Raw genomic sequence first — 12,276 nt, 5'->3', positions numbered from 1 at the left:
GACGTGATCTACCTAGATCCGATGTATGCCGCCCCTGGACAGCGCGCACGCGCCAAGGCGCCTCTGGAGGCGCTGCGTCATCTCACCGACGGCGACCCCGACGCCGCGACGCTGGCGGCGCTGGCCTGGGAACACGCGCGCCGCCGCGTGGTCATCAAACGTGCACCCAAGGCTCCGCCCCTGCTCGATCGCAAGGTCTCGTACCAGCTCAAGACCAATCGCGTTCGCTACGACGTCTACGTCCGCTCATGATCCATCTGACACTCATCCGCCACGGCAAATCCGACTGGAACCAGCCGGGCATTCCCGATTTCGACCGCAGCCTGAATGCACGGGGCCGCCACGACATTCCGATGATGGCGCAGCGCTGGCGGGATCGGCACCCGATCCCGGATCAGGTGATCTCCAGTCCCGCAGTGCGCGCCGCCACAACGACTCGCGGGCTGTTGCTGGAATTGGACCAACCCACCGACGGGATTGACTACCAGGCCGCGCTCTACCTCGCGTCACCGGAGACCATCTGGCGGGTCATCCGGGAACGGGCGACCGGTCGCGACATCTGGGTGGTCGGCCACAACGAAGGACTCAGCGAGCTGGCCGCCGCGTTGGTACCGCTGGAGCTTCCGCAACTGCCCACCTGCAGCTGGATGCGCTGCGCGCTGGACCTCACGGCCTGGCCGGAGCAGCTACCGAAGGCGCAGGCTCGGCTGATCGAACTGGCGACCCCCAAGGGTCACCGGGATATCCGCGGCGGCTAGCCGAGAGGACGCAGCGACCGCGCGTAGCGCTCGGCGTTGTGCACGTAGTGGTCCGCCGAGGCCTTCAGCATCTTGGCGACCTTGTCGTCCAGTTCGCGGACGACGCGGCCGGGCGAACCCATGACCAGCGAATTGTCGGGAATCTCCTTGCCTTCCGGGATCAGGGCGTTCGCGCCGATGATGCAGTTGCGACCGATCACCGCCCGGTTCAGCACCACCGCGTTGATGCCGATCAGCGTGCCGGCGCCCACGGTGCAGCCATGCAGCATGACCTGATGGCCCACCGTCACGTCCTCGCCGATCGTGAGCTTGATCCCCACGTCGGTATGCAGCACCGCGCCATCCTGCACGTTGCTGCGGGCACCGATGATGATGTCGTCGCAGTCTCCGCGCACCACGCAGTTGAACCAGATGCTGGACTGCGGCTCCATGCGGACCCGACCGATCACGGTGGCATTGTCGGCGATGAAATGGCCATCGCCGATCAGTTCCGGCGCGTCGTCACCCAGGGCGTAGAGCATTAGATTGTCCTCCAGTTGCGTTGACTGAAAGCCATCATGCCTTGGCCTTCGGTGCGTGAACCACTTGGTCGCGCAGGTAAACCGGCTCGACATCGGCGGCGGCGACCGTCGGCGCGCCGAGCAGTGCCAGCTCGGCGATGGCCCGCGCCGACGGCAGGCGCACGCCGCTGTCCACCGTCGGGCAGCCAACTGCCTCGGCCAGCACCTCGGGATGACGTGTCCAGCCCGTCCCGGCGGTCAGTATGCGGGGCCGATCAATCAGGGGCACCTGCTCCGGCGGGCAGACGCGCTCGGCGATGACGGGTTCGGGCAGCCGGCCGGCCGCCGTGTCGAATCCGCCGAAATAGACGCCACCGGCCCGCGCGTCGATCGCCACCGCGACCAGACCATCGCCCCGCTCCGCCGCTGCGACCCAGGCCATGGCCGCCAGATTGGACACCGGCGCCACCGGCACGCCGAGACCCTGTGCCAACCCCTGGGCGCAGGCCACGCCGATGCGCACACCGGTGAAGGCGCCGGGACCGCGGCCGACGGCCAGACGCTCGAGATCACCGAATCCGGCGCCCAGCTCTTCCATGACTTCGTGGATCATCGGCATCAGCGCATCGGTGTGGCCGCGCCCCAGGTCGACGAAGCGCTGCGCCCAGCGGCCATTGATCCGCGCGGCGACCGAGCAGGCCTCGGTCGCGGTATCCAGCGCCAGCAGGTTCATGCCGACACCTCGCGCAAAAAGCCGAGAATCTTGTTTCGGTCCGTTTCCACCGGGAACGGCGGCAAGCTGTTGAGAAAGGCCTTGCCGTAGCCGGTGCGATAGATCCGCGGGTCGAAGATCACCAGCACGCCGCGATCGTCGCTGCCCCGGATCAGTCGTCCGGCGCCCTGCTTCAGCGTCATCGCCGCATGGGGAATCTGGTAGTCGCGAAACGGGTCCAGGCCCTGTGCCTTGAGATGCTCCACGCGCGCCTGGATCAGCGGATCGCCGGGCGCGAGAAACGGCAGTCGGTCGATCATCACCAGGCGCAGAGCCCGTCCCGGCACGTCCACGCCCTCCCAGAATGACTGGGTCCCGACCAGCACGGCGTTGCCGTCCGTGCGGAATGCGTGCAGCAGCGCATGCTTGGAGCGTTCGCCCTGCTGGAGCACCGGCATGTGCAGGCGCTCGCGCAGCCCATCGGCATATTCGCGGACCGCCGCGTGGCTGGTGCAGAGCAGGAAGGCGCCACCGGCGCTGGCGTCGATCAGCTCGGCCGCCAGTTCGATCACCTCGGCCCGGTAGTTCGGGGCCCTCGGGTCCGGCATTGACGGCAGGAACAGCCGCGCCTGCCGGTCGAAATCAAAGGGGCTGTCGAATTCGGCTTCGCGGGCATCCTCGGCGCCGATCTCGCGCTTGAAGTGATCGAATTTCCCGTCCACCGCCAACGTCGCCGACGAGAAGATCCATGCGGCCGGCTCGCGCTCGCGACTGGCCTGGAAGCGATCGGCGATCACCAGCGGCGTGGAACGCAATGCGAAATTCGAGCGGCTCACCTCCGCCCAGCGGACATGTTCGACATCCTCGCCGCTGATCAGCGCCCTCAACCGCGTCGCGAGCACCGTGGCGCGCTGCGCGCAACTGGCCAGGCCATCGGTGGCCTGCTCCAGCGGCTCCAGCCGCGCACAGACCGTCGTCAGCGACGAGCCCAGGGCCTCCAGCGCCGTTCGCGCCGCGTTGTTGCCGAATGCGGATTCCCAGGCCTGACGGCCGCCGACGCGCGGCAGTTGCCGAAACAGCTGATCCACAGTCGCCGACAGCGCCTGCAATTCATCGACCAGCTCCGGATCGGCCAGGCCCGCCTGCTCGGCCTCGCGCTGCGCGTCTCCGGACAGTTCACGCAATTGCCGCGCTGAGATCGCATACCCGAAGAACTGGCCGGCGATCTCGGGCACCTGGTGCGCCTCGTCGACGATGACGATGTCCGCGCCTGGCAGCAGTTCGGCGAACCCGGTGTCCTTCAGCGCCAGATCGGCGAACAGCAAATGGTGGTTCACGACCACGACATCGGCCGCCTGCGCCTTGCGCCGCGCGTCCATCACCCAGCAGTCCTCGAACCGGGGGCAGCGCTGGCCCAGACAGTTGTCGGCGGTGGAGGACACGTGAATCCGCACCGGGGCGTCCTCGTTCAGGCCATCCACGCCGGCCAGATCACCGTCGCGGGTATGCCCCGCCCAGCGCCGGACACGTTGCAGATCGCGCCGCACCGACGGCGACAGCGCGCCGTCCTCCAGGGCCTGTTCCATGCGGTAGAGGCACAGGTAATTTGAACGTCCCTTGAGCCGCGCGATGCGGCCGCCCACCTCCAGCGCGTCGCGGGCGGCCGGCAGATCACGTTCGAAGAGCTGGTCCTGCAACGCACGCGTGCCGGTGGAGATCAGCGTGCGCCGTCCGCTCAGCAGTGCCGGGACGAGATAGGCCAGCGTCTTGCCGGTGCCGGTCGCCGCCTCGACAACCAGTGGCTTGCGGGTCTCGATCGCGTCGACGACCGCCTCGGCCATGGCGGATTGCTGGGCCCGGGGCGTGTAACCCGGAAACGCGAGTGACAGCGGACCGCCGTGGGAGAAGGCGCGCGAGACGGCGCTCATCGGCACGCCGCCGCGGGTTGGGCGATCACGTCTGCGACAGCTCCGCCTGTTCGGCGGCGCGGGCGGCCTCGGCCGCCTCGGCCTGGTTGCCCTCCGCGCGCCACGCGGCCTCGGCGATACGCCACGCCGGTCCCAGCACGTATGGGTTGCTGGACGCGAGCGCGCGCGCGCGGCGCGCCATCTGCCGTGCCTGATCGGTGTCGGCCTGTTCGAGATGAATCTGGCCGAGCAGCAGCCACAGGAACGCATTGCGGGGTTCGATGCGCAGTGCCCGTTCCAGCTGTGCGGCGGCACCCTGCAAGTCCCCCTGCTGCCGCTGTGCCGCAGCCTGATCAGCCAGTGCGATCGCGGCCGGGCCAGCCACATCACGCAGGTTCCGGGGCCCGGAGAAGCTGGGAATGGCTTCGGGTTCGCTCGGTGGCAGTGGTTCGGCCTCGCCCCACGGTCGTGACTCGACAGGCGCTGTCTCACGGGACGAGCTCCTCGTCCTCCCGCGGTCTCCGTAGGCCCCGCTGTCATCGCCGACAACCGGCGGCTCCGGGTACGGCCACACCGGTTCGCGTTGACCTTCCTGACGCAGGGTGCCGCAGCCGCCGAGCAGCAGCCCGAGCAGCAGGCTCGTGACGAAATGCTTCATGATCCGAATAGTCGTTCCCAGAAACCGTTGCCCTGTTCGGCCTGCCGGGCGCAGGGAGCCCACTCGACCGGCGCCGAACCAGGCAGATACGGTACCAGCACACGGTCCTGACATTCAGTGTCGGCCAGCGCGTCCATGGCGGGAACCACCCAGGTCGGCTCGGCGCCGCCAGCGCCGTAGAGATCCACCGGCCGCGGATCCAGCGAAGCCATCAGCCGCGCCCAGAGCTGCAACGCTCCGGACGCGCCGGTCAGCGCAGCCGGCTTGTTGTCGTCGCGGCCCACCCAGACCGTCGCCTGCACGTCGCTGCCGAAGCCGGCGAACCAGCTGTCACGCAACTCGTCGGTGGTACCGGTCTTCCCGGCCAGGGCGCTGGATCGGAAATAGCGGGCGGCGCTGCGGGCGGTGCCGTCGATCATCACGCGATTCATCGCCCATTGCAGCAGGGAAACGGCCCCGGCGTCCGGACCACCGCGCAGCTTGCGGGCGAATCGCTCCAGCGGCTGACCTTCGCGATCCTGCACGTCGCGGATCGCCTGCAACGGGGTCACGAAGCCGCCGGCGCCGATGGAGTTGTAAAGCTGGGCGACTTCCAGCGGCGATCGTTCCACCGCGCCCAGCGCCAGCGACGGCAGCGGCGCGGGCTTGGTGTCGTCGCCAAGCAGCACGTACTGGCGGGCGACATCCTGCATGCCGACATCCAGCGCCAGGTGCACCGTCGCCAGGTTGTAGCTCTTGGACAGCGCCTCGAAGATCGGAACATCACCGTGCAGCTCCTGATCGTAATTCTCGGGCATCCATACGCTGCCATTGGGCATGTCCAGGCGCACCGGTGCATCGGGAATCAGGGTCGTCAGCCGGTAGCGCTCGGGTTCCGACAGCGCCGCCAGATAGACCAGCGGCTTGGCCAGCGAACCGATCGGCCGCTTGGCGTCCAGCGCGCGGTTGAAGCCGGCGTAACCGGCCTGCCGCCCACCGACCAGCGCCAGAATCTCGCCGGTCTCCACCGAGGTCACCACGGCCGCCGATTCCAGCGTGCCGGACTCGATGTCGCGCCCTCGTTCAATCGCGTCCAGCCCCTCACGAATCGCCTGTTCGGCAACCGCCTGCACCCGGGGATCGAAAGCGGTGAATATGCGCAGCCCTTCGCTGGTGAGGTCTTCCTCACGGTACTGCGCCTGCAGCTGACGACGGACCAGATCCACATAGGCCGGATACTGCGAGGTGCCGCGATCGCCGCGTGCACGGACGCCCAGATCGGCCTCGGCGGCCTGCCGCGCCTCCTCGGGCGCGATCAGCTGATCCTCCTCCATCCGGTTGATGACCAGATTGCGCCGGGCCAGCGCCCGCTCCGGATTGCGCCGCGGGTTGTAGTACGACGGGCCCTTGACGATGCCGATCAGCAGCGCGATCTCCTCGGGCAGCAGCTCACTGAGCGGCTTGCCGAAATAGAACACGCTGGCCAGACCAACGCCGTGCACCGCGCGCGGACCGTCCTGTCCCAGGTACACCTCGTTCAGATAGGCCTCGAGGATTTCCTCCTTGCTGTAGTGAATCTCCAGCAGGATGGCCATCAGCGCTTCCTTGGCCTTGCGCACCCAGGTCCGCTCGCTGCTGAGGAAGAAATTCTTGATCAACTGCTGGGTGATGGTGCTGCCACCCTGCACCACCCCGCCAGCCTGCACATTGGCCCAGGCCGCGCGCGCGATGCCGCTCCAGTCGATGCCGTAATGCGAGTAGAAATCGCCATCCTCGACCGCGATCAGTGTCTGGATCAGCAGCGGTGGAACATCCTCCAGGCGCACCAGTACCCGGTCTTCGCCGTGCTTCGGAAAGATGCTCCCGATCAGCATCGGATCCAGGCGCATGATCGGCACCGTCCCGCCGTCCTGACTCTGAATGCCGCGGATACCGCCGTCACCAAACCCGATGGTGACCCGACGCGCCGGTTCGACACCGTCCCAGAACTGGAAGCCGCGCGACGCGAGTTCCAGGCTGTCACCCCGCAGGGAATAGGTACCCGGCCGCTCGACGGTGCTGCGGGTGCGGTAACCGATGCGACGCAACTCGTGCACGACATCCTGTGGACCAAGACGCTTTCCGGCGTAGAGCTCCAGCGGCGCCGCGTAGATCTGCGCCGGCAATGCCCAGCGCACGCCATCGAAGCGGGCCCGCAGCTCGGCGTCCAGGCGGAAGGTGTAGAGCGCCAGAGCAGACGCTGCCAGGCAGAGAACAACCAGCCCGGCGACAAGCAATCGATGGCGCATCAAATCGTTGGAATTACGGCCGGAAAACAGCCGAAATCATAGCAGACGGAGGGCACGCCCCCGCTGCCGGAGGGATGACTCAGGTCGACCCTTCGAGCTCCGCCTGGACCTGCGCCAGACTGGTGTGGCGGACATCCTTGCCCTGGATCAGGTAGATCACGTATTCGCTGATATTGCGGGCGTGATCCCCGATGCGCTCCAGTGCGCGAATGGCCCATTGCAGGTCCATCACGGGCCGGATCGTGCGCGGATCTTCCATCATGAACGTCAGGCACTGACGGGAGATCGACTCGAAATCGGCGTCGACCTTGCTGTCTTCCTTGGCGATCTCCAGCGCCTCCTCGGCATCCAGCCGCGCGAATGCATCAAGCACCCGGTGCACCATGGAGGAGACCCTGCGCCCCATCGCCTCGACCGCGGGCAGCGATCCATTCGGCGGTGGATTGGACGCCAGCCGCGTGGCCATGCGTCCGATCTTCTCGGCCTCGTCACCGATCCGCTCCAGATCGGTGATCGTCTTGACCACGGCCATGATCAGCCGCAGGTCGGTGGCGGCCGGCTGCCGGCGCGCCAGCACGCGAATGCACTCCTCGTCGATGCCGACCTCCATGGCGTTGACCTTGTAGTCACGGTTGGCGACCTGCTCGCCCAACTCGCCGTCAGCCTCGGTCAGCGCGCGCACGGCCTCGGAGACCTGCTGCTCCACCAGGCCACCCATGGTCAGTACCCGCTGTCGGATATCGTCCAGCTCAGCGTTGAACTGCTTGGAGATATGGGTATTCAAGTGGAGATCGGTATGGCTCATCGCATGCACCTATTGCGTACCGTTATCCATAGCGACCGGTGATGTAATCCTCGGTCTGCTTTTTCTCGGGATTCGTGAACAGCTGGTCCGTTTCGCCGTACTCGACCATCTCGCCCAGATACATGAAGGCGGTGTAGTCGGACACGCGTGCGGCCTGCTGCATGTTGTGGGTCACGATCAGGATCGTGAATTCCTTCTTGAGTTCGGCGATCAGTTCCTCGACCTTCAGCGTCGAGATCGGATCCAGCGCCGAACAGGGTTCGTCCAGCAGCAACACGTCGGGCTGGATCGCGATCGACCGGGCGATGACCAGACGCTGCTGCTGACCACCGGACATGCCCAGCGCCGACTCGTTCAGCCGGTCCTTGACCTCGTCCCACAGCGCCGCGCCCTTGAGCGCCCATTCCACGGTCTCGTCCAGCACGCGCTTCTTCTTCACGCCCGCCAGACGCAGCCCGTAGGCGACATTCTCGTAGATCGATTTCGGAAACGGGTTCGGCTTCTGGAACACCATGCCGACCTGCCGGCGCAGACGCGCGACATCCACATCCTTGTCGAAGATGTTCTTGTCGCCCAGGCGAATCTGGCCAGTGATGTGCACCGTGTCGACCAGGTCGTTCATGCGGTTGAAGCAGCGCAGCAGCGTGGACTTGCCGCAACCGCTGGGGCCGATGAACGCCGTGACCTCACCCTTCTTGATGTCGAGGTTGATGTCCTTGAGGGCCTGCTTGTCGCCGTAGAACAGGTTCAGGCCGTCCACCGTCATCGCGACATCGGACGCATTCGGCGCTTCGGCACGCGCGCCAATGCCTTCGACATCGAGCGTCTCGATGTAGGCGTCCTTGTCCTTGCTTCGCATGGGTTGCTCCATAAATCTTTCGGCTACTGCAATGCTCTGACGTGAGTGGTCGGGCTAGTGTTCCAGTGCCCGGTAGCGTTCCCGCAACCGGTTGCGAATCCGCACGGCGGCGAGATTCAGTATGACGATCACCAGGACCAGTAACAACGCGGTCGCGTAGACCAGCGGACGCGCGGCTTCCACATTGGGGCTCTGGAAGCCGACATCGTAGATGTGAAAGCCCAGGTGCATGAATTTCCGGTCCAGATGCAGGTACGGAAAGTTGCCGTCCAGCGGCAGTGACGGCGCCAGCTTAACCACACCGACCAGCATCAGCGGCGCCACCTCGCCGGCGGCGCGGGCGATGGCGAGAATCAGCCCGGTCATCATCGCCGGGCTGGACATCGGCAGCACGATCTTCCACAGCGTTTCCGCCTTGGTCGCGCCCAGCGCCAGACTGGCCTCGCGCAGCGATCGCGGGATGCGCGCCAGCCCCTCCTCGGTGGACACGATCACCACCGGCAGCGTGAGCAGCGCCAGCGTCAGCGACGCCCAGAAGATGCCCCCGGTGCCAAAGGTCGGCGATGGCAGCGCCGCCGGGAAGAACAGCTCGTCAATCGAGCCGCCAAGCGCGTAGACGAAGAAGCCCAGACCGAACACGCCGTAGACGATGGATGGCACACCGGCCAGGTTGTTCACCGCGATGCGGATGATGCGGGTGACCACACCCTGCTTGGCGTACTCGCGCAGGTACAGCGCCGCGACCACGCCGAACGGCGTGACGAACACCGACATCAGCATGACCATCAGCACAGTGCCGAAGATCGCCGGAAATACCCCGCCTTCGGTGTTGGCCTCGCGCGGCTCGTCGCTGACGAACTCCCAGACCTTGGCGAAGTAGAACGAGATCTTCGCCACCAGCCCCATCGCGTTCGGGCGGTAGCCGCGCACGACCTCGGCGAGCGACACGGTCACGGTTCGCCCGTTCTGCACCTGCACCGTGATGCTGTCCCGCTGGATCTGCTCGTTCAGTGATTGCAATTCCTGCTGCAGTTCCGCGTACTCGGCGTTCAGTTCGCTGCGCTGACGTTCGATCTCCGCCATCGCCTGCTCGGACTGGTTGTCGTTCAGCTCCATCCGCCGCTCGCGCAGCCGCAGCTGCTCCAACGCGTAGTTGATGGCGCCGATGTCGCCCTCCTGAACACGCTCGATCTGGTGATGCAGGTCACGCGCACGACCGTGACGCTCGCGGAATTCCTCCCACAAGTCGCCCTCGCCGACCGATGCTCCCTGCTCGCTGATCTGGATCAGGTACCCGTAGAGGTCACCCCACTCGAGTCGCTCGAAGACGCTGAGCTCCTCGGGCGTCGTACGCTGCTGAATCCAGTCGTCGAGCAGATAGCGGAAGTCGGCGCCGTACACATCACGGTTGGCGACCTTGACCAGACGGCGTTCGTAGAATTCCTGATCATCGCTGACGTTGATGCCCGCGGATTGCAGCCGTGCCGTGCTGACGGTCTCGCTGTAGCCCAGCTGGGCGACCAGCGGCGTCGGCTCCTTGCCCGGCTCGACGTAAACCGCCTCGATCAGCGGTGACGGCCAGAAGTGGCCCAGACCGCGAATCGCGATCAGCGCCAGCAGCCCGACGACCAGCAGACCCGCGAGTGCCACGGCGCCTCCGGTCATCCACACCCAGGGAGCGCCCGAGGCGTACCACTCGCCGAATGTGCCCGCGCGGGTCCGGGTGATCTGGGTCGGCTCACTCATAGCGTGCTGTACTTGCGACGGAGACGCTGACGGACGACCTCGGCCAGCGTGTTAAAGAAGAACGTGAACATGAACAGCACCAGCCCGGACAGGAACAGCAACCGGAAGTGGGTGCTGCCGACCTCGGATTCCGGCATCTCGACCGCGATGTTGGCGGACAGCGTGCGCATGCCCTGGAAGAGGCTCATGTCCATGATGGGCGTATTGCCGGTGGCCATCAGCACGATCATGGTCTCGCCGACCGCGCGGCCCAGACCGATCATCACCGCCGAGAACATGCCGGGGCTCGCGGTCGGCAGAACCACGCGCACCATCGTCTGCCACGGCGTCGCGCCGAGGGCCAGCGAGCCCTGGGACAACTGCTTGGGTACGGAGAACACCGCGTCCTCGGCGATCGAGAAGATCGTCGGAATCACCGCGAAGCCCATGGCCAGTCCCACCACCAGCGCGTTGCGCTGATCGTAGGTGATGCCCATCTCGTTGTTGAGCCACAGCGGCATGCTGCCGCCGAACAACCAGGCCTCCACCGGTCGCGACAACGCGAACGCGAACCAGGTGACGAGAATCACCACCGGAATCAGCAGCGCCGGCACCCAGCCGTCCGGCACCCGATGTCGGATCGCGGCCGGGAACCGTGTCCAGACGAATCCGGACAGCGGGATCGCGAGCGGCAGGAACAGGATCAGCAGGAACGCGCCCGGCATGTTCAGTTCCAGTACCGGCGCCAGCCACAGCCCGGCGAGGAACCCGAGGATGACCGTCGGAAGCGCCTCCATAATCTCGATGGTCGGCTTGACGATCTGGCGCAGGCCCGGCGACATGAAATAGGCGGTGTATACGGCGCCGAAGATTGCCAGCGGCATCGCGAACAGCATGGCGTAGAACGCCGCCTTCAGCGTGCCGAAGGACAGCGGCATCAGACTGAACTTGGGTTCGAAGTCGCTGGTGGCCGACGAGGACTGCCAGACATAGTCCGGCTCCGGGTAGCTTTCGTACCAGACCTTGCCCCATAGCGCGGACAGCGAGACTTCCGGATGCTCGTTGTGAATATCGAACACGGTGATCATGCCGTCCCGGCCCTCGACCAGCAGACGGTCGGCGCGCGGTGCCAGCGCGATGTCCTTGATCGCGCCCTCGATCACCGTTTCGTTCAACAATTCACGATGCGATGTCGCGTAGTAGATCGCGAGTCGCCCCGCGGAATCGGCCGCGATGAAGCCCCGCCGACGTTGTTCGATGTCCACCGCGGAGATCATTGCCTCGCCAGGTGCCTCGAACTCCCGCACCTTTTGCAGCCGCCAGCCGGCACCGGTGTCGCGCACCGGGAACAGCTGAGAGATCCGTCCATCCGAGGTGGTGACGAGCACGGAAATGCCGCCGTTGAGATAACGCGCGTCGATCACGTGCGCGTCGGGTCCGGCCACGGTCACCGGACCCAGCCGCTCCGGCGAGTCCAGATTGCGGATATTGGTGGTGATGACCTCGCCAGCGTCGGTTAGCGCATGCAGCCAGGTTTCGGCGGGATCAAGCAGGATGCGTTCGATCCTGCGTTCCGGAGGCAACTCGAACTGGACGGTGCCCCGCTCGTCCTCGGTCAATTCACCGGTGCCGCCGAACAGGCCGACTTCCTGCTCGAAGCGCACCAGCTCGATACGGCCATCGCCCATCGCGGCGGCGACCAGCAGGGAATCGTCGCTGGCGCGCACCTCCAGTGCGTGCACGCCCGTCAGCCCCGTGTCGATCGCGGTTTCACCGTAGGGATAGGCCAGGCTGGACGAAATCGTCCGACCGTCGTCGTTAAAGCGAAGTCGGTGCTGTTGCCGGGCGATCATCAGCCGGCCATCGTCCATCAAGGCGCCGAACAGGCCTCGGTTCTGGTCGATGTTGTCGAACTGCGCAAGCGCCGCGCCGTCCGGGATGGGCAGCTGGGTTTCGCCGCGCAGTTCGCCGGTCAGCACATCGAAGAAACGCACCCGCCCCGATGCACTGACATGCGTAGCGACCTCGGCCTGCTCCTCCACGGTGAGCATAACCGCGGGCTCGCTGATCGGATTGCTGTACCGG

General features: G+C 66.1%; 11 protein-coding genes. 2 read left to right on the top strand and 9 right to left on the bottom strand.

Features of this window, described 5'->3' with window-relative positions; genetic code table 11:
* Both ABNS06_RS15290 and ABNS06_RS15285 read left to right on the top strand, forming a co-directional pair.
* Positions 1–252, top strand: a 252-nt coding sequence (locus tag ABNS06_RS15290) for a class I SAM-dependent methyltransferase (RefSeq protein WP_348675461.1), incomplete at its 5' end; no start/stop codon positions are given.
* Positions 249–758, top strand: a complete 510-nt coding sequence (locus ABNS06_RS15285) for a histidine phosphatase family protein (protein WP_348675460.1) — start codon at positions 249–251, stop codon at positions 756–758. The genes ABNS06_RS15290 and ABNS06_RS15285, both read left to right, overlap by 4 nt.
* Here the strand turns inward: ABNS06_RS15285 and ABNS06_RS15280 are convergent.
* The 9 genes from ABNS06_RS15280 to ABNS06_RS15240 all read right to left on the bottom strand — a co-directional run.
* Positions 755–1,279 carry a gamma carbonic anhydrase family protein gene (locus ABNS06_RS15280; protein ID WP_348675459.1) on the bottom strand — a complete coding sequence of 175 codons (525 nt, stop codon included), beginning with the start codon at positions 1,277–1,279 and terminating at the stop codon, positions 755–757. The two genes, ABNS06_RS15285 and ABNS06_RS15280, sit on opposite strands and share 4 nt — an antisense overlap.
* 34 nt (positions 1,280–1,313) lie before the next feature.
* The gene (tsaB, locus tag ABNS06_RS15275) at positions 1,314–1,991 is read right to left on the bottom strand and encodes a tRNA (adenosine(37)-N6)-threonylcarbamoyltransferase complex dimerization subunit type 1 TsaB (protein ID WP_348675458.1); all 678 of its coding nucleotides are present in this window, start codon (positions 1,989–1,991) and stop codon (positions 1,314–1,316) included.
* Positions 1,988–3,898, bottom strand: a complete 1,911-nt coding sequence (locus ABNS06_RS15270; protein WP_348675457.1) for an ATP-dependent DNA helicase — start codon at positions 3,896–3,898, stop codon at positions 1,988–1,990. The genes tsaB and ABNS06_RS15270 overlap by 4 nt, the downstream gene beginning before the upstream one ends.
* A gap of 25 nt (positions 3,899–3,923) precedes the next feature.
* Positions 3,924–4,535 (bottom strand): tetratricopeptide repeat protein, encoded by a 612-nt coding sequence (locus tag ABNS06_RS15265; RefSeq protein ID WP_348675456.1) that lies wholly within the window; start codon positions 4,533–4,535, stop codon positions 3,924–3,926.
* Complete coding sequence (mrcB, locus tag ABNS06_RS15260; RefSeq protein WP_348675455.1) at positions 4,532–6,802, bottom strand: penicillin-binding protein 1B; 2,271 nt, start codon at positions 6,800–6,802, stop codon at positions 4,532–4,534. Before mrcB ends, ABNS06_RS15265 begins: the two co-directional genes overlap by 4 nt.
* A gap of 79 nt (positions 6,803–6,881) precedes the next feature.
* Entirely contained in the window at positions 6,882–7,607 is a 726-nt protein-coding gene (gene phoU, locus ABNS06_RS15255) for a phosphate signaling complex protein PhoU (protein ID WP_348675454.1), read from the bottom strand.
* 22 nt (positions 7,608–7,629) lie between these two features.
* Entirely contained in the window at positions 7,630–8,466 is an 837-nt protein-coding gene (gene pstB / locus ABNS06_RS15250; protein WP_348675453.1) for a phosphate ABC transporter ATP-binding protein PstB, read from the bottom strand.
* Between the two features lie 54 nt (positions 8,467–8,520).
* Positions 8,521–10,212, bottom strand: coding sequence for a phosphate ABC transporter permease PstA (gene pstA, locus ABNS06_RS15245; RefSeq protein ID WP_348675452.1), 1,692 nt, complete (start codon positions 10,210–10,212; stop codon positions 8,521–8,523).
* On the bottom strand, positions 10,209–12,276 hold a 2,068-nt coding region (locus ABNS06_RS15240; RefSeq protein ID WP_348675451.1), incomplete at its 5' end, for an ABC transporter permease subunit. The genes pstA and ABNS06_RS15240, both read right to left, overlap by 4 nt.

This window comes from uncultured Abyssibacter sp., from assembly GCF_964000955.1.
Classification (GTDB): Bacteria; Pseudomonadota; Gammaproteobacteria; order Nevskiales; family OUC007; genus Abyssibacter.
Note: the sequence above shows the minus strand (reverse complement) of the source record. Positions and strands in the feature narration are given on the sequence as shown.

Bases quoted from the DNA above. Each gene is read 5' to 3' on its own strand.
- ABNS06_RS15285 (WP_348675460.1), top strand. From the start codon at position 249: ATGATCCATCTGACACTCATCCGCCACGGCAAATCCGACTGGAACCAG.
- ABNS06_RS15280 (WP_348675459.1), bottom strand. From the start codon at position 1,279: ATGCTCTACGCCCTGGGTGACGACGCGCCGGAACTGATCGGCGATGGC.
- tsaB (WP_348675458.1), bottom strand. From the start codon at position 1,991: ATGAACCTGCTGGCGCTGGATACCGCGACCGAGGCCTGCTCGGTCGCC.
- ABNS06_RS15270 (WP_348675457.1), bottom strand. From the start codon at position 3,898: ATGAGCGCCGTCTCGCGCGCCTTCTCCCACGGCGGTCCGCTGTCACTC.
- ABNS06_RS15265 (WP_348675456.1), bottom strand. From the start codon at position 4,535: ATGAAGCATTTCGTCACGAGCCTGCTGCTCGGGCTGCTGCTCGGCGGC.
- mrcB (WP_348675455.1), bottom strand. From the start codon at position 6,802: ATGCGCCATCGATTGCTTGTCGCCGGGCTGGTTGTTCTCTGCCTGGCA.
- phoU (WP_348675454.1), bottom strand. From the start codon at position 7,607: ATGAGCCATACCGATCTCCACTTGAATACCCATATCTCCAAGCAGTTC.
- pstB (WP_348675453.1), bottom strand. From the start codon at position 8,466: ATGCGAAGCAAGGACAAGGACGCCTACATCGAGACGCTCGATGTCGAA.
- pstA (WP_348675452.1), bottom strand. From the start codon at position 10,212: ATGAGTGAGCCGACCCAGATCACCCGGACCCGCGCGGGCACATTCGGC.